This is a genomic window from Pseudomonas helleri (genome assembly GCF_009600315.1).
GTDB lineage: Bacteria > Pseudomonadota > Gammaproteobacteria > Pseudomonadales > Pseudomonadaceae > Aquipseudomonas > Aquipseudomonas helleri_A.
Genome location: NZ_WIWC01000002.1, coordinates 19,185 through 36,806, shown reverse-complemented (window position 1 = coordinate 36,806; position 17,622 = coordinate 19,185). Strand labels below are relative to the sequence as shown.

Genomic DNA, 17,622 nt, shown 5'->3' with positions numbered 1-17,622 from the left:
CCCCTTTTACACACGTACCTGACGGAGCATCTGTTCAAAGGTCAAAAAGTGATCGTATAACCGGCGCATCTCCACCGCTTCTGCCGTTTGAAATAACCGGCACTCTCTCAAAAAAATTTCTACACATTCTAAGACGTTGCCGACTTGCCCCACCCACTGGGCCTTGGCTTCCAGCAGACAATCATAAGCTTCAACCCTTTCTTTTCGTGCCTGCAACACCTGGATTTTTTCCTGGTTATCTAAGCGTTCACGGGTATTGGCGGTTAATTTTCCTGAAGCTTTCATAATCGCCTGCGCGAGAGACGAACGCTTTGCCACTTCAGCTATAAGGTCAACATATTGGCCTAATCGCTGCAATGCCAGTTGGATAATCTGGGCATCGACTTTGGGTACGATTGCAATCGAAACCAACAGCTCCACTTCTTCAGGCGTGGGCAGTAATGATTTGGTTTGTTCTAGCCAAAAATCAGTCCCCAAGTCGGCATCTGCCGCTTTAAGTGCCTGCAGGTCTGCCACTATTTTTTCACGCTGCGTTTGTAATGACGCCTCGCGTGCGTGCAGTATCTTTAAACGGCTTTCATCATAGTCAAGTAACTCGCTTGCATAATGATCAAGGCTTAACGCGTTAAATTCCTGTTTTAACGCATGCACCGCCAATCGAGTCTCTTCGGCTTTTGTTATCACACTTAGCAACCGCTTCTTGCTGAGGAAATATAGACTCTCCATGCCTTTACTCTTCACTGCCTCGGTCACAGCGTTTGATTCACTCAGCTCGCGGTATTGTGCTGCAATGTCGCCAATGCCCGAATTCGAAATTTTGACTTCCAGCTTCATAACCTCGACTACCAAGGCACGGCCATGATGGTTCATCATTGCACTCCCCGCCACGACACGCTCTTGCAAACCTGGAAGAAACACATAGTAATTACTGCTCACCACCTGATTAAACAGGGACATGGCAGATTGAATAGCGGTCATGTTCAACGACGGGTATAGATTCAAAGAAGTGATTCCGTTCACGTGAGGTCTCCTTATGCAATTACGGCTTGATCAGTTCATTAAAGGCATTGGAAATCTGAGCTGAATAATCTTTTATACTGCGCCAAGGATTAATCACCAAAGACAAATTAAGGGCAAACAAGTGCAATTCGGCCATGTTATCCACCTGATCGAGCTCATCCCTCGCCTCTTCCAGATAACGGGCAATATAAGCCCACACTTGTGACAATTGTTTAGCCCCCACTTCAGCGGAGAACATTCGCCCTTGCAGGTCAACAAATTGCTGCTGCAACCCGTCCAGCAAGTCTGAGATCCGATCCGACTCTTTCACTTTTTCTCTTACAGCTTTTCTTTGTTCGATAAGCTGGTTCTTCTGTTTTCGACACTTTTCGGCTTTATCGCCGAATACCCCACCCGTGATGATGAGACCTAAAGGGCCTGCAGCCACTCCCGAAAAAGCTAGCCCCACCAATTTCTTATAGGTGGCACTCAGAATTTCTATTTGATCATCGAGTTCTTCTATCTGATCCATCCACTCTTCACGTTCACCGGGTTTGCCAGAATACTTGTAGGCCGAGAGTTTTATCTGCAGAGTCGGTATTAAGTCATCGGTTAAAGTGATTTCAAACATGCTCGCCAGCTTTTCAACTTCACTGACCTGCTTGATAAAATTCTGGGTTCGTAATTCCAACATATTCAGGTAAGTTTTTAAACTGGAAACCACGCTTTTTTCAGTAGCACTAAGCAACATCTGACTCAGCCTCTGTAACTCCGGCCCCGTCAGATCTTCAAGCGTACCGGTTAAACGCCGACCTAACTCGACCTCTTTAATAAGATCAAGCAAGGCATTGCCGAACAGTAGAAATTCTGACGAGAACTTCTCCAACTGCCTCGCCAATTCTTTTGTACCCGTCTCCAGTGCGGACCACGTATTAGCATGCGCAACGATGCTGACATGCATCTTCGTGATACTTTCAGGCTCCAGCTCGGGAACGCCGAAAGACTCATAATTCAATAGCTTCCGCACTGCCTTTAAACTGGTTGGCAATGTTTGTACATGACGTACATACTGGCGCGTATTTGCGATATCGCCTCGACGAATCAAGAAGCCCAGTTCTTTTTTATCGACCCCTGACGGTGTGGCGCCCGACATGAGTTTCAAATATTGCTCAGGCAAGTAACTTGCCGCACCATGCACACTTAAGTTTTCTATACTCTCAGAATCACCTTCACGTTTTAAATTATTCACATCACGCTCCTTGATACTTATTAACTTCCCTTTCAAGAGGTTAGTGCCAATATCAATTTACTCAATGTAAACAATCATACTGTGCACGTAGGATGCGCACGTTCACAGACAGGAAATTAGGCCTGTACAAGCGCCTTTAATAGAAGGGTAAGCAAGTGTTACTACAACGATTTTAATTAATCAATTGTTCGCCAGAAGTTCCAACTCATCCAGGCGTTTTTTATAGTCAACACACACGGCCTGGATTGCGACAGATCGACTGGCGCGCAAAGCCGGATAAGCCACGCGCAGAAAATTCAGATTGCCGTTATCAAGGGCTTGGCGATACCACACCAGCGCACTTTGCAGTTGGCCATTCTCCAACAGCACTGAGGCATAGCTAAACTGCCCACGAAAATCTCCACCGTTGGCCGAGCGCTTGTACCACTCGCAGGCAGCCGCCTTGTCCATCGGGCAATACACGCCCTCTTCGAGGTAGCGCCCCACAAGATTCATTGACTTGGCATGTCCCGCCTCCGCTGCCACCCGGTATAACTTGAGTGCGCCTGTAACGTCCTGCGCCACACCACGCCCAGTGGCCAACAAGTTGGCAAAGTTGTATAGCCCCCAGTCCAGCCCGGCTTCAGCCGCCAGTCGGTACTCGTGGCTGGCTTTGGCGCAATCCACAGCGCCGCCCCAGCCATGCTCCCAGCAACGGCCCAACATATTGCGGGCCATTAAATGACCGCCATTGGCTGCAATCTGGAACCAGCGCCTGGCCAGGACTGGATCGCGGGCGATGCCTTGGCCATCGAGCAAGATCTGGCCCAGCAACGCTTGACCGTCAACGATGCCTTGCTTGGCTGCCAGCAAAATGGCTTGCGCAGCCCGCGCCGGGTTTTCAGCCAGCATGGCGGTCAGTTGCTGACCATCCAGCTGTTCTTGGCGACGCAGTTGAAAGCTCATGGCTCAGACCTCGACCCAGCGACGCAACAGGTTATGGTAGGTGCCGGTGAGCTGGATCAGCGAGGGGTGATCCGGCACGTCGCGGGTCAGTTGCTGAATCGCTCCGTCCATTTCGTACAACAACGTGCGCTGACTGTCTTCACGTACAAGGCTTTGGGTCCAGAAAAACGATGCGAAGCGGGCACCACGGGTTACGGCATTGACCTTGTGCAAACTGGTGCCGGGGTAAAGCACCATATCCCCTGCGGGTAATTTGACCTGCTGCACACCGTAAGTGTCCTGAATCACCAGTTCACCGCCGTCGTAGTCTTCGGGATCGCTGAAAAACAGGGTGGCCGACAAGTCAGTGCGCACACGTTCCGGACTGCCTTTGGGTTGGCGCACGGCGTTGTCGATATGAAAGTCGAAACTGCCACCGCCCGTGTAGCAATTAACCAAGGGCGGGAACACTTTGTGCGGCAAGGCTGCCGACATGAACTGCGGGTTTTGCCACAGTCGGTCAATCATCGCCGCGCCAATTTCCTTGGACAACGGATGACCTTCTGGCAATTGCAGATTGTGCTTGGCCTTGGCCGACTGGAAACCGGCGGTGATTTTACCGTCAGCCCATTCCGTCTGCTCCAGCGCCTCGCGAATGCGCAGCACTTCTTCACGGGAGAACAAGCCGGGAATATGCAGCAGCATGGCGCGATACCTGATAGCAAAGGGATGGCAATGGTATTGATTCTTATTGATTGTGTAAAACCCTGTTAAGGCCCGCATAGACGAACACGCGTGAAAAAACCGTAAAGGGAAAGTGTAAAGATTGTAAATTTAGCGCTAATAGTAATTGCTCTCAATTGATAGGAGGAATTGTTTGCACTATATTTCGCGGCTCAAATTCTGGGGGAAGGGATCTTCACATGTCGCGCCAACTTATAAAAATACCTGTCAGCTCACCGCGTTTACTGGCTTCAGCCATCGGTGTAGCGATTACTGCGACCTCCGCTGCACACATGGTTCAAGCAGCAGAGAGCACTGACAGCAAGGCGCAGGGCAGCACGCTTTCTCTTGGCGCGACCACGGTATCGGGCGAGCAGACTGAACAGTCTTATCAGATTGAAAAAGCCGACTCGCCGAAGTACACCGCTCCCCTGATCGACACCCCGCGTTCGATCACTATCATCCCGCAGCAACTGATCAAAGACACCGCCGCCACCTCGCTGCAAGATGCGCTGCGTACCGTACCCGGCGTTACCTTCGGCGCAGGCGAAGGCGGCAACCCACAGGGCGACCGTCCATTTATCCGTGGTTTTGACGCTCAGGGCGACACCTACCTGGATGGCGTACGTGACACCGGCGCGCAAAGCCGCGAAATCTTCGCCGTAGAATCCATTGAAGTTGCCAAAGGCCCGAACTCGGCCTTCGGCGGTCGTGGCGCTGCGGGCGGCACCATCAACATGGTCAGCAAGAAAGCCCACTTGGGTAACTCCTTCGACGGTGGTTACACCTGGGGTTCGGACCAGACTCAACGCTACACACTGGACGGTAACTACCAGTTCAGCGACACCGTTGCGGGTCGTTTGAACCTGATGAGCCATGAGAGCAATGTGGCCGGTCGCGACTCGGTCAACTACGACCGCTGGGGTATCGCCCCGTCGCTGGCGTTTGGCTTGGGCACGGATACCCGCGTCAACATTGATTACTACCACATGGAAAGCAACGACCTGCCGGACTCGGGCATTCCTTACGGTTACTCGGTGGGTAAAACCCACACCGCCGCCAGCCCTGACCGCCCGAACAACGGTGGCGACAGCAGTAACTTTTACGGCCTGAAAGACCGCGATTTCCGCAAAACGCGCACCGACATCACCACGTTGGCGTTTGAGCACGACTTCAGCGAAGACCTGCACATCAAGAACACCTTGCGTCACGGCAACAGCATGCAGGATTACATCCTGACTCAGCCCGACGACAGTAAAGGCAACGTCAACAACGGCAGCGTATGGCGTCGTGCCAATACCCGCGTGAGCAACACAGCCACCACCACCAACCAGACCGATCTGTTTGGTGATGTGTACATCGCCGGGTTCAAAAACAGCTACTCGACCGGTATCGAGCTGAGCCGCGAAACCAGCAGCAAGTCGACCTATGACGTCAACACCGATACCACACCGGGCAGCCCGGGCAACTCCAGCACTAACTGCACGCCAAGCATGGTCGGCGCTTCCAGCGGCTTTAACTGCACCTCGCTGGGCAACCCGAACCCGAATGATCCTTGGAACGGCTCGATTGCACGCAACTACGCCGGCACCGACACCTCCAGCACCACCCGCGCGATTTACGCGATGGACACCCTGGAACTGACGCCTGAGTGGCTGCTGAACATGGGCCTGCGTTACGACCACTTTGAAACCAAGTACAAGTCGTACACCGCTGATGGCGCCACCACCTACAAAGGTTCTGACACCAGCGACTTCTTCTCCGGCCAGCTGGGTCTAGTGTGGAAGGTTCGTCCTAACGGCAGCATCTACGTGTCCTACGCCACCTCGGCAACACCGCCAGGCGCGATGCTGGGTGAAGGTATGGAAGGCAACGCCCTGGAAGGCACACCGGATCGCACCGGCAAGCTGCTGGCCAGCGACATGGAGCCGGAAGAAACTACCAACTACGAAATCGGTACCAAGTGGGATGTGTTCAACGATCGCCTGTCTCTGACCGCTGCGATCTTCCGCACCGAGAAAGAAAACACCCGCGTACAAACTGACGCTGACACCTACGAAAACGCCGGTAAAACCCGCGTAGACGGTGTTGAACTGTCGGCCTCGGGTAAAATCACCGACAAGTGGCAAGTGTTCGCGGGCTACACCTATTTGGATGGCAAACAGAAAGATGGCGGCCCGTTGAACAAGGCCACCGACGGCAACCAACTGCCTAACACCCCGAAAAACAGCGCCAGCCTGTGGACAACTTATGCCATCACGCCAAAGCTGACGGTGGGCGGCGGCGCGTTCTATGTGGATGAAGTATTTGGTAACGTTGCCAACTCGACGTATGTACCGGCTTATACCCGCTACGACGCCATGGCCAGCTACAAGCTGACCAAAAATATTGACCTGCAACTGAACGTGCAAAACCTGACCGACAAAACCTACTACGACAAAGCCTTCTCGACCCACTTCGCCAATCAGGCGGCGGGCCGTACAGCCTTGTTGACCACCAGCGTCCACTTCTAAACCGGTTTAGCGCTGACCAAGCCCCGTCCATTCAATGGCCGGGGCTTTTGTGTGAAAGCCCCACCCATTGAGCGAGCAAGGCGGTCGTAGTGTTTAAGAAAACCCTGTTTCAGTTGCACTGGTTTTTCGGGATAACCGCAGGGTTGATCCTGGCCCTGATGGGCATTACTGGCGCCACCGTGTCTTTTCAGGACGAGTTGCTGAACCTGCTCAATCCTTCGGTACTCAAGGTCGAAAAACGCGACAGCGGCGTATTGCCTCCCGCCGAACTGGTGCGCAAAGTCGAAGCCATAGAAGGCAAACCCGTATCCATGCTGTGGGTCGGTGTCGACAGTGACAGCGTTGCGCGGATCTTTCTCACCCCGCCACCGGGGCAACGCCGTGGCGAGCTGCGTTACGTCGATCCGTACACCGGTAACTATCAAGGCGACGCCACCGGGCAAGGCTTTTTCGACCTGATGTTGCAGCTGCACCGCTTTTTGGCCATTGGTCAGACCGGACGCCAGATCACCGGCGCCTGCACCTTGATGTTGGTGTTCTTCTGCCTGTCGGGACTGTACCTGCGCTGGCCGCGCAAGGCCTTGAACTGGCGCACCTGGTTAACGCTGGACTGGGCCAAGAAAGGTCGCAGCTTCAACTGGGACTTGCACGCGGTGGCGGGCACGTGGTGCATGGTCTTTTACTTGTTGGCCGCCTTGACTGGCCTGTCATGGTCTTACGAGTGGTATAACAAGGGTCTGCAAAAACTGCTGTCAGACGCTCCCAGCGGTGAACAACGCCAAGGTGGCGGTCGTGGCCCGCGTGGTCAGGGTGGGCCTTCTGGCCCGGCGCCGGTCGCCGACTATGACGCGATATGGGCCAGCATCCAGAAAGCCGCCGGCCCTGACTTGACCATGTACAACGTGCGCATGCCGCCCGTGGCCGGTCAGCCTGCGACTGTCTTTTATCTCTTGAACTCTTCGCCACACGAGCGCGCTTTCAACCAGATCGTGCTCGACCCGGCCACAGGAGTGATCAAGAAGGTCGAGCGCTATGACGACAAGACCTACAAAGCGCAATTGCTCACCAGTATTTATGCACTGCACACCGGCAGCTTCTGGGGTTTGCCCGGACGTATTCTGGTTACTATCGCCAGCCTGACCATGCCGTTGTTCTTTATTACCGGTTGGCTGCTGTACCTGGACCGCCGACGCAAGAAGCGTCAGATCAAACAGGCACGTCAGGGCGTTGAGGCGACTAATACCGATGCGCCTTCATGGCTGATCGGTTTCGCCAGCCAAAGTGGTTTTGCAGAGCAACTGGCGTGGCAGACTGCCGGGCAATTACAAGCTGCCGGTTTGCCGGTGCGGGTCGAACCGCTGGGGTCGGTCAGCCAGCAAGACCTGCAACAGGCGAGCAATGCCCTGTTTGTCGTCAGCACCTTTGGTGACGGCGAAGCACCAGACAGCGCACGCGGCTTTGAACGCAAAATCCTCGGCCAGCCGCTGGGGCTGGAAACGCTCAAATATTCGGTGCTGGCGCTGGGCGACCGCCAATACCCGCATTTCTGTGGCTTTGCGACGCGTATTGCCCAATGGCTGAACGAACGTGGCGCGCAATCGTTGTTCGCCCCCGTTCAGGTCGACAGTGGTGATCCGCAAGCGCTTCAGCACTGGCAGCAGCAACTGGGGCAACTCACCGGCGTCACGCCCAGCGCAAAATGGCAGGCCCCCGGTTACAACAACTGGGAGTTAGTGCAACGTGAGTTGCTCAACCCTGACAGCAGCGGTTCCGGGGTTTATCTGTTGGGGCTGCGGGCACCTGATGGTGCTCATACGTGGCAAGCAGGCGATCTGGTCGACGTCATGCCTCGCCAATCGAGCTGGGCAGTGGAGCATTTTCTTGAGGGCTTGGGTCTGTCTCCTGACACCCAAGTGCAGCTCGAAGGTCTGAGCGAAAGTCTGGCGCTGGCGCTTGCCAGCCGCCAACTGCCTGAAAATCGTGGCCATCTGGTGGGCATGCATGCTCAGGCGTTGGTGGATTCGTTGATCCCGCTGAGCATGCGTGAATACTCCATTGCGTCCATCCCGCAAGACGGCCTGCTGCAATTGCTGGTACGACAGGAGCGACATGCTGATGGCAGTCTGGGGCTCGGGTCGGGCTGGTTAACGGAACATGCTGAAGTAGGTTCGGCTATCAGCCTGCGTCTGCGGCGCAACAGTGCTTTCCATTTACCGGGTGAACCCTGCCCGCTGGTATTGCTGGGTAACGGCACTGGACTGGCGGGTTTGCGCAGCTTGCTCAAGGCGCGTATCGCCGAGGGCCAGCAGCCCAACTGGTTGTTGTTCGGCGAGCGTAATGAAGCGCATGACTTCTACTTTCGCGAAGAGCTACAAGGATGGTTGGCCAGTGGTGATCTGAGCCGGTTGGATTTAGCGTTTTCGCGCGATCAAGCTGAGAAAATCTATGTTCAGGATCGTCTGCGTGAAGCGGCTGAAGAGGTCAAACGCTGGGTTGCGCAAGGTGCTGCCATTTATATCTGCGGCAGCCTGCAAGGGATGGCGACGGGTGTGGATCAAGTATTGATCGAGATTCTCGGTGCCGAGGCGGTTGAGTCATTGGTTGAACAAGGTCGCTATCGTCGGGATGTGTACTGAACAACAGCCCCCTCACCCTAGCCCTCTCCCAAAGGGAGAGGGGACTAAAAGCAAAAGCAGAATCTCGCAACGCCGCAGATCAGCCCCCTCTCCCTCCGGGAGAGGGCTGACAGCAACTGGACTTAAATAGCTTGAGAATTGAGGTGCTGCGGTTTAATAACCGGCAGGTGCTGATGGAGACCGAGGGGGTATTGCAGGAAATATGGCGTAAAGCACAGCAGAAAATCAAAAGCCCCTCACCCTAACCCTCTCCCGGAGGGAGAGGGGACTAAAAGCAAAAGCAGAATCTCGCAACGCCACAGATCAGCCCCCTCTCCCTCAGGGAGAGGGCTGGGGTGAGGGCGGACAGCAACTAGACTGTCTCAGACACCCACCTTCACAAGGACGTGAAGCATGCCCACGCTCCATCAATTCGCCCGCCAATTACGCTTGCAGCAAACCGACTGTGAACGACTGATATGGCAAAAACTGCGCGCCCGACAAGTACTGGATTTGAAGTTCAGACGCCAACATCCCTGCCCGCCTTATGTGCTGGACTTTTACTGCGTTGAACTGCAATTGGTTGTTGAGCTGGATGGCAGTCAGCATTTCACGCCTGAGCAGCGCGGTTATGACCAGCGGCGAAGTCAGTATTTAAGTAGTTTGGGAATTGAGATGCTGCGGTTTGATAACCGGCAGGTGCTGGTGGAGACCGAGGGGGTATTGCAGGAAATATGGCGTAAAGCACAGCAGAAAATCAAAAGCCCCTCACCCTAACCCTCTCCCGAAGGGAGAGGGGACTAAAAGCAGAATCTCGCAACGCCGCAGATCAGCCCCCTCTCCCTCTGGGAGAGGGTTGGGGTGAGGGTTACCGGTATCACGCCTTCGCCGTTTCCAGCGCAATCTCCACCGGCTCCGGGCGTTTGATCAGCGCATACACCACCGCCGTCACCACACTGCCCGCCACAATCGCCAGCAAATACAACAACGCATGGTTAATCGCGTTCGGAATCAGCAGCACAAACAAGCCACCGTGCGGCGCCATGAGCTTACAACCGAAATACATCGACAACGCCCCCGTCAAAGCGCCACCCAAAATGCTTGCAGGAATGACCCGCAACGGGTCTTTGGCCGCGAACGGAATCGCACCCTCAGAGATAAAGCAAAGCCCCAACACCAATGCAGCCTTGCCCGCCTCACGCTCGGTCTGGGCAAACTTGCGACGCGCAATAAACGTCGCAATACCCAACCCGATAGGCGGCACCATGCCCGCTGCCATCGTGGCAGCCATCGGCGCATAACTTTGCGACGCCAGCAGCCCCACCGAAAACGCATACGCCGCCTTGTTGATCGGCCCACCCAGGTCAACACACATCATGCCGCCCAGCAGTACCCCCAACAAAATCGCGTTGGTGGTGCCCATGCTGTCCAGAAAATGGGTCAAACCCTCCAGCATCCCCGCAACAGGTTTGCCCACCACGTAGATCATCACCAACCCGGTGAACAGGCTGGCAAACAATGGGATGATCAAAATCGGCTTCAGCGCTTCCAGGCTTTGCGGCAACTTCGCATAGCGATTAATCGCCTTGGCACAATATCCCGCTATAAATCCGGCAATGATCCCGCCGATAAACCCGGCACCCAAAGTGCTCGCCAGCAAGCCGCCAATCATCCCCGGCGCCAGGCCCGGACGGTCGGCAATCGAATAAGCGATATAACCCGCCAGCAACGGCACCATCAGCTTGAACGCGTCATCACCGCCGATTTGCATCAGCGCCGCCGCCAATGTACCCGGCTCCTTGTAAGCCTCGATGCCGAACACAAACGACAATGCAATCAACAAGCCGCCCGCCACCACCATCGGCAACATGAACGACACACCTGTGAGCAGGTGTTTGTAGATGCCGGTTTTTTCTTGCTTGGGCGCAGCTCCACCGCCCGCAGCAGCGCTCTCTTGCTGGCCTTCGCTCAACGCTTTGTTCAGCGTAGCTTCGGCCTGTTTCAAGGCGATACCCGTGCCGCAACGGTAAATCTTCTTTCCGGCGAAACGCTCTGTAGGCACTTCAATATCGGCGGCCAACAGCACCACATCGGCGTCGCGGATGGCCTGCTCACTCAGGGGGTTGCGCGCCCCTACAGAGCCTTGGGTTTCGACCTGCAAGTCGTACCCCAAGCGTTTAGCCGCCTGTTGCAAAGCCTCGGCGGCCATGAAGGTGTGCGCAACACCTGTCGGGCACGCTGTGACTGCCACAATTTTTGGCGCGTTCTGCGGTTTTTCTGTCTCAACGGTCTGCACAGGCGCGACGTACACTTCGGCCTCTTTGACGCCACGCTGAACCACGGCTTCTACATCTTGCAGCGCTTGCGCCGGGGTGCACTGAAACACTCGCTTGCCGATAAAACGCTGCATGTCCAATGGCGTGCTACTCACCACCAGCACCCATTCGGCTTCGTCGATTATTGCTTTCGACAATTGGCGTTCGGGGTGTTTTGGATCATGCACTTCAACGCTGGTGCTCCAGCCCTGACGCTGCGCCGCTGCATCCAGCAGGCGAGCACACAGCACGCTGGTCACCATGCCGTTGGGGCAGCCCGTCACTATGGCTAATTTCATGTGGATTCCTTTTATTCTTTTGTCAGGGGGCGCACGCGCACGCCACTTTCGAGCGTCGCTAACTGCACCGCATCGCTGATACCAAAACCAATCTGGGTGACCGCCATCGCCGCAATCGCGGTGGCCGTACACAAGGTCTGTTCAGGGCTGTGGCCGCTGATCAAACCGTGCAGCATGCCCGCCAGCAACGAGTCTCCCGCACCGACCGTGCTGGCCACGCGAACCTTGGGCGGCTGTGCATGCAAGGCCGCACGACGGCTAAACCAGTTAACACCCTGCGCACCGTCGGAAATCACGACATGCTCAATGCCCTTGGCCAGCAATTGAGTGGCTGCACCCACCTGCGCTGCAAGATCACTCACATCACAGCCCAGCGCGTCGCTCAGCTCTTCGGTGTTAGGTTTGATCAACCACGGCCCTGCACTCAGGCCTTCTTTCAAGGCTTCACCGCTGCTGTCAAACACCACCTTCAAACCCATCGCCTTGAGGCGCAGCAACAATTCACGCAACCACTGCGCACTGACGCCACGCGGCAAGCTGCCCGCCACGACAACAGCATCGTGGCTGGCGCCAATCTGGTCGAGTTTGTCGAGCAAGGCTTGCTGCGCCAGCTCGCTGACCAACGGCCCTGGCCCGTTAAGGTCGGTGACACGGCCGTCGTCTTCCGCCAGTTTAATGTTGCTGCGCGTCTCGCCCGGCACGCGGATAAACGCGTCGACGAAACCGCGATGCTCAAATAAGGCTTCAAACGCGTGCGGGTTATCCTCACCGAGAAAACCGCTAACGGTCAGGGTATGGCCCAAATCAGCGAGCACTTGCGCAACGTTCACGCCTTTACCGGCCGCATGCGTCACAGAGGACTGGCTGCGATTGACTTCGCCGGGAACCAGATGCGACACACGCACGGTCACATCCAGCGCAGGATTGAGGGTGACAGTCAGTATTCTGGCCATTAGAGCGCTTCCACCAAAGCACGAACTTCATCCGGGCTGCCCACGCTCAACGCATCAGCGGCCAGGGTTTTCAGGCGATCCATCGACAATTCACGCACCCGCGCCTTGACCTCGGGAATGCTGCGCGCCGACACGCTCAACTCGTCAACGCCAAGCCCTACCAATACCGGCACCGCCAGCGGGTCGGCCGCCAGTTCGCCGCATACACCCACCCATTTGCCATGGGCATGGGCGGCTCGCACGGTGATGTCGATCAGTTGCAGCACCGCTGGATGCAGACCATCCGCCTGCGCCGACAAGGTCGGATGCCCCCGGTCGATGGCCAATGTGTACTGGGTCAAGTCGTTAGTGCCGACGCTGAAGAAGTCGACTTCCTTGGCCAAAACCGGCGCCAGCAAGGCCGCCGATGGCACTTCGATCATGATGCCCAACTGCAAATCAGCCACCGGTATTTCCAGACGCAAGCGCTCGGTCATCTCCCTCGCCGCGCGCCATTCAGCAACGCTACCCACCATAGGGAACATGATGCGCAGTGGACGGTTATCCGCCGAGCGCAACAGAGCACGCAATTGGCTTTCCATTATTTGCGGACGTTGCAGCGTCAGACGAATGCCGCGCACGCCCAAAAACGGATTTTCTTCTTTCTCGATGGGCCAGTAAGGCAACGGTTTGTCACCGCCCACATCCAGCGTGCGCACGACCAAAGGACGCCCCTCAAGCCCATCGAGTACGCGACGGTATTCGGCTTCCTGGGTGGCTTCGTCGGGCGCTTGGGAGTGAGCCATGAAAATCAGCTCGGTACGCAGCAGGCCAATGCCTTCCGCGCCCTGCTCCACCGCACTGGCGACGCCTTTGCTCTCACCGATATTGGCAAACACTTCGACCGCGTGACCGTCTTGAGTGACGGCGGGTTCATGACGGCGCTCGGCAGCAGCCTGCAAGCGCAGCTCGCGGGTGTCGCGTTCTTGAGTGGCGCGCTGCAAGGCCTCGGCATCCGGGGAGACATGCAGGCGACCGCGCTGCCCGTCGATCAACAACGGCGTACCGGGCGCCAGCAGCAAGACGCTGTCGCCCGCTCCCACCAACGCCGGAATACCCAGCGCTCTGGCCACAATGGCGCTGTGTGCGGTCGCGCCGCCGCGGGCGGTCAAAATACCGGCAACCCGTGCCGGATCAAGGCGGGCGACATCCGAGGGGCCTACCTCATCCATTACCAACACATAAGGCTGGTCGGGTTCGGGCGGGGTTTCGACACCGCACAGTTGCGCCAGCACACGGCGACCAATATCGCGCAAATCGGCAGCCCGCTCGGCCAGCAACGCATCCTGCAAGGACTCTTGCTTGAGCGCAGCCGCTTCGATGACCGACATCCACGCCGCTTCCGCGCTTTCGCCTTGTTTAAGGCGACTGTCGACTTCGTCGGTCAGCTCAGGGTCGTCGAGCATTTCCTGATGGGTGATAAAAATTTCGCGAATGGCCTTGGATTGGCTGCGTTGAATCAGCCCGTCAATGTCCTGTCGCACATCCGCCAGCGCTTTTTGCAGACGCTCGCGCTCCACCACGGACGATTCGCCACGCAGCGGATAATCCAGCATTTGCAGCACTTGAATATGCGCCGGGCCCACTGCAATGCCGGGGGCTGCCGGGATGGCCTGAAGCACGCTGCCAGCGGCGGGTGCAGTCAATACCGTGGCAATGTCTGCCACCACCGGCGCCGCTTCGGTTTCAGCTGGCAGCGGCTCGACTTCTTCGCCGAGGCCTTCTTCAATGGCGGCCAAAATGGCTGGCAAGGCATCGTCAGCGATGCTCGGCTCAGCGACGAACTCCAGCACCTGACCGCGACGGGCGCCCAGGCTCAGGAGTTTGCTCAAACTTTTGGCGGACACCGCCGAGTCTTGGCCATCGACAATACGCACGCGGATGTCGCCGTCGAAACTTTTGGCCAGTTGCGCCAGAATTTTCGCCGGGCGCGCGTGCAAGCCGTGGGCATTGGGCAAGGTAATGCGGGCGCTCGGCCAGTCTGCCGGCAACTCGCCGCCCAGCACTTCGAGCACTGCGCGACGGCTGGTGGCGCGGCCCAGTTCATGGCCTCGCCCTTCAATCAGTAACGCACACAAACGTTCGAGCAGGGCTTGATGCGCTTCGCCCAGGCTGGCCAGACAAAACAAACCGCTCAGGGGCTGGCCCAAATAACGGATCGGCTTGTCCGGGGTCACGAACGCCAGCCCCGGACGCTTGACGGTTTGCTCGCTGTGCAGCCACCACAGACCATCGCCCAGCGGCAAGGCTTCCACTTGTTGCAGCACGGCGGCAAAGCCATTGCTGACGCAGTCGGCCTGGCGCAGCAGGCGTGCGCCGCGCCATACCAGCTCTTCGAAGTCATCCGCCGATACGCCCAGACCAATCATCTGCGCGTCCAGCGCCAATTCCTGCGGGGCGCCCTGAAGCAACTTGAGCAAGGCCTCGGGTGTGCTGGCACGGCGCAACGCCTGGCCCAGGTCAGTCTCGCCAAGGGCACGGGTGAGCAATTGCAGCAAACGCAAATGTTCGTCGGACTTGGCGGCAATGCCAATCGCCAGATAGACGATTTGGCCATCGCCCCAATCCACGCCCTCAGGGAACTGCAACAAACGCACGCCGGTGGCATGCACCAGCTCACGGGTGTCCGGAGTGCCGTGGGGAATGGCAATACCCTGGCCCAAAAAGGTCGAACCTTGAGCCTCACGCGCTTGCAAGCCCTGTAGATAACCTTCAGCCACCAACCCATCGGCGACCAGTTTATCCGCGAGTAATTGCAGCGCCGCAGACTTATCCACAGCCGTTTGGCCCATGGAAATCTGCTCTATGGTGAGTTCGAGCATGCGTTCTCCTTTTCCGGCACTCTGTGGCGCCAGGTATTGTTTTGAATGAGGTCAGCTTAGGTCGTTAGCCCCAGACCGCATGGGCCGATGTGTGGCAAGCACATCATTTGTGGGAAACCCTATTAAACACGCTTGCTGAAACGTTTAATCCTAAATGCACGGCACGTTACTGCATAATTGCCCCCGCTTGAAGCCCAACCTGTCGCATTGTTTGACGTGCGCCTGCGCTGACTCAAAAAAATACCGTGCATGCAAGGCAGACGATGATCGACTGCCACAATCGGGTAGGATTGGCGAAAATGTTGATATGTACTACAAAAAATAAGGAATTTTCGGCGTGAAGCTCAGTGATATAGCTCAACTGGCAGGTGTATCCGTTACCACTGCCAGCTACGTCATCAACGGCAAGGCCGAGCAGCAGCGCATCAGCAGCGCCACGGTCGAACGCGTGCGCGCGGTGGTTGAAGAGCATGGCTTCACCCCCAACCCGCAAGCGGCCGGGCTGCGCAGTCGGCACACACGCACATTGGGGTTTATCCTCCCCGACCTCGAAAACCCGAGTTATGCGCGTATCGCCAAGCAGCTGGAAAAAGGCGCCCGTGCCCGTGGCTACCAGTTACTGATCGCCAGTTCCGACGATGCACCCGACAGCGAGCGGCAGTTGCTCAAACTGTTTCGTGCCCGCCGCTGCGATGCCTTGTTCGTCGCCAGTTGCTTGCCCGCCGAAGACGACAGCTACCGCAACCTGCAAGAGCTGGGCATGCCGATTATTGCTATTGACCGCACGCTGGACCCGGCGCGCTTTTGCTCGGTGATCAGCGATGACTGCGAGGCCAGCCTGCAATTGACCCGCAGCCTGTTACAGCCCATACCGCGACAAATCGCCTTGATCGGCGCTCGTCCTGAGCTAAGCGTCAGTCAAGCGCGGGCGGCGGGCTTCAAAAAAGCCCTGGAGGGCTTTGAAGGCGACATTCTGATCGAACACGGCAGCGCCTTTAGCCGTGAGTGTGGCCGACGCATTATCGACGAGTTGCTGGAGCGTCTTGGGCATTTGCCCGATGCGCTGGTGACCACTTCGTACGTGTTACTGCAAGGCATGTTCGATGCGCTGCTGGAGCATCCAGAACATAAACCGCCGTTGCGTCTGGCCACCTTTGGTGACACGCAGTTGCTGGACTTTCTGCCATTGCCCGTCAATGCCATGGGCCAGCAACATCAAATGATTGCTGAAAAGGCGTTGGACCTTGCCTTGGCGGCCATTGAAGAACAACGCTATGAACCCGGCATCCACGCCATTGCCCGCGTGTTCAAACAGCGCATTCATCAGGCCTGAACATGCATTTGATCGACACCCACACCCATCTCGACTTCCCGGACTTCGATGCTGATCGCGAACACGTGCTGAGCCGCAGTCGGGCTTTGGGCGTCGAGCAAATGGTGGTGCTGGGGGTCTATCAAGGTAATTGGCATCGGCTGTGGGACCTGGTGCAAACAGACCCTCATCTGTTTGCCGCGTTTGGCTTGCACCCGGTGTACCTCAAGCAGCACCGGGCCGAACATGTCACTGAGCTGGGCGACTGGCTGAGTAGGCTGGCCGGGCATCCACAAGTGTGTGCCGTGGGTGAAATCGGCCTGGATTACTTTCTACCCGAACTCGATCGCGAGGGTCAGCAACAGTTGTTTGAAGCGCAGTTGCAACTGGCGGCCGATTTCCACCTTCCAGCCTTGCTGCATGTTCGGCGTAGTCATGCGCAGGTGATTGCGACACTTAAACGCTTTCGCCTGAAACGCGGCGGGATTATTCACGCGTTTGCGGGGAGTCGGGAAGAGGCGCGCGAGTATATAAAGCTGGGGTTCAAATTGGGCTTGGGGGGTGCCGGGACGTGGCCGCAGGCCTTGCGATTACACCGGGTGATGGCTGATTTGCCGCTCAGTGCCGTGGTGCTGGAGACAGATGCTCCGGACATGGCGCCCGCCATGTTTGCCCACCAGCGCAACAGCCCGCAGCACCTTCCGGCTATATGCCGGGCACTGGCGCAGGTCATGGGCGTCAGTGAAGAGCAGTTGGCTGAGGCGACGACTGCGAATGCGTGTGAGGTGTTTGGATGGAACCCTCACCCCAGCCCTCTCCCAGAGGGAGAGGGAGCAGAATGATGTTAAATCTGAAACCG

At 56.8% G+C, this 17,622-nt stretch carries 12 protein-coding genes; 5 read left to right on the top strand and 7 right to left on the bottom strand.

All coding sequences use genetic code 11. The features are described from left to right. Positions 1–6: 6 nt before the first annotated feature. The 4 genes from GHN86_RS01470 to GHN86_RS01455 form a co-directional block, all read right to left on the bottom strand. The gene (locus GHN86_RS01470) at positions 7–1,020 is read right to left on the bottom strand and encodes an alpha-xenorhabdolysin family binary toxin subunit B (RefSeq protein ID WP_153386013.1); all 1,014 of its coding nucleotides are present in this window, start codon (positions 1,018–1,020) and stop codon (positions 7–9) included. A 19-nt stretch (positions 1,021–1,039) separates the two neighbouring features. Continuing rightward, positions 1,040–2,248, bottom strand: a complete 1,209-nt coding sequence (locus GHN86_RS01465; protein ID WP_153381396.1) for an alpha-xenorhabdolysin family binary toxin subunit A — start codon at positions 2,246–2,248, stop codon at positions 1,040–1,042. A gap of 180 nt (positions 2,249–2,428) precedes the next feature. Next, complete coding sequence (locus GHN86_RS01460) at positions 2,429–3,193, bottom strand: tetratricopeptide repeat protein (RefSeq protein ID WP_153381397.1); 765 nt, start codon at positions 3,191–3,193, stop codon at positions 2,429–2,431. A gap of 3 nt (positions 3,194–3,196) precedes the next feature. Then, positions 3,197–3,877 (bottom strand): Fe2+-dependent dioxygenase, encoded by a 681-nt coding sequence (locus tag GHN86_RS01455; RefSeq protein WP_153381398.1) that lies wholly within the window; start codon positions 3,875–3,877, stop codon positions 3,197–3,199. Positions 3,878–4,095: 218 nt separating this feature from the next. Here GHN86_RS01455 and GHN86_RS01450 point away from each other — a divergent pair, with 218 nt between their 5' ends. The 3 genes from GHN86_RS01450 (at position 4,096) to GHN86_RS01440 (ending at position 9,800) form a co-directional block, all read left to right on the top strand. Then, positions 4,096–6,408 carry a TonB-dependent receptor gene (locus GHN86_RS01450; RefSeq protein WP_153381399.1) on the top strand — a complete coding sequence of 771 codons (2,313 nt, stop codon included), beginning with the start codon at positions 4,096–4,098 and terminating at the stop codon, positions 6,406–6,408. A gap of 89 nt (positions 6,409–6,497) precedes the next feature. After that, positions 6,498–9,044 carry a sulfite reductase flavoprotein subunit alpha gene (locus tag GHN86_RS01445; RefSeq protein WP_323369944.1) on the top strand — a complete coding sequence of 849 codons (2,547 nt, stop codon included), beginning with the start codon at positions 6,498–6,500 and terminating at the stop codon, positions 9,042–9,044. A gap of 393 nt (positions 9,045–9,437) precedes the next feature. Further along, the gene (locus GHN86_RS01440; RefSeq protein WP_153381400.1) at positions 9,438–9,800 is read left to right on the top strand and encodes an endonuclease domain-containing protein; all 363 of its coding nucleotides are present in this window, start codon (positions 9,438–9,440) and stop codon (positions 9,798–9,800) included. A 100-nt stretch (positions 9,801–9,900) separates the two neighbouring features. Here the strand turns inward: GHN86_RS01440 and GHN86_RS01435 are convergent, their stop codons facing one another. Genes GHN86_RS01435 through ptsP form a run of 3 tightly spaced genes read right to left on the bottom strand, consistent with a single transcriptional unit; the run spans position 9,901 to position 15,451 of the window. Then, complete coding sequence (locus GHN86_RS01435) at positions 9,901–11,637, bottom strand: PTS fructose-like transporter subunit IIB (RefSeq protein WP_153386011.1); 1,737 nt, start codon at positions 11,635–11,637, stop codon at positions 9,901–9,903. A gap of 11 nt (positions 11,638–11,648) precedes the next feature. Further along, complete coding sequence (pfkB, locus tag GHN86_RS01430; protein ID WP_153381402.1) at positions 11,649–12,590, bottom strand: 1-phosphofructokinase; 942 nt, start codon at positions 12,588–12,590, stop codon at positions 11,649–11,651. Beyond that, complete coding sequence (gene ptsP / locus GHN86_RS01425) at positions 12,590–15,451, bottom strand: phosphoenolpyruvate--protein phosphotransferase (protein ID WP_153386009.1); 2,862 nt, start codon at positions 15,449–15,451, stop codon at positions 12,590–12,592. Before ptsP ends, pfkB begins: the two co-directional genes overlap by 1 nt. Before the next feature lie 337 nt (positions 15,452–15,788). On the opposite strand from ptsP, the gene cra reads away from it, so the two are divergent. Both cra and GHN86_RS01415 read left to right on the top strand, forming a co-directional pair. After that, positions 15,789–16,784, top strand: coding sequence for a catabolite repressor/activator (cra, locus tag GHN86_RS01420; protein WP_323369560.1), 996 nt, complete (start codon positions 15,789–15,791; stop codon positions 16,782–16,784). Positions 16,785–16,786: 2 nt separating this feature from the next. Then, positions 16,787–17,605 carry a TatD family hydrolase gene (locus GHN86_RS01415; protein ID WP_153382492.1) on the top strand — a complete coding sequence of 273 codons (819 nt, stop codon included), beginning with the start codon at positions 16,787–16,789 and terminating at the stop codon, positions 17,603–17,605. Positions 17,606–17,622: the final 17 nt, after the last annotated feature.

Coding starts and splice junctions, on each gene's coding strand:
- GHN86_RS01455 (WP_153381398.1), bottom strand. CDS start 3,877: ATGCTGCTGCATATTCCCGGCTTGTTCTCCCGTGAAGAAGTGCTGCGC.
- GHN86_RS01435 (WP_153386011.1), bottom strand. CDS start 11,637: ATGAAATTAGCCATAGTGACGGGCTGCCCCAACGGCATGGTGACCAGC.
- ptsP (WP_153386009.1), bottom strand. CDS start 15,451: ATGCTCGAACTCACCATAGAGCAGATTTCCATGGGCCAAACGGCTGTG.
- GHN86_RS01415 (WP_153382492.1), top strand. CDS start 16,787: ATGCATTTGATCGACACCCACACCCATCTCGACTTCCCGGACTTCGAT.
- GHN86_RS01440 (WP_153381400.1), top strand. CDS start 9,438: ATGCCCACGCTCCATCAATTCGCCCGCCAATTACGCTTGCAGCAAACC.
- GHN86_RS01450 (WP_153381399.1), top strand. CDS start 4,096: ATGTCGCGCCAACTTATAAAAATACCTGTCAGCTCACCGCGTTTACTG.
- GHN86_RS01460 (WP_153381397.1), bottom strand. CDS start 3,193: ATGAGCTTTCAACTGCGTCGCCAAGAACAGCTGGATGGTCAGCAACTG.
- pfkB (WP_153381402.1), bottom strand. CDS start 12,590: ATGGCCAGAATACTGACTGTCACCCTCAATCCTGCGCTGGATGTGACC.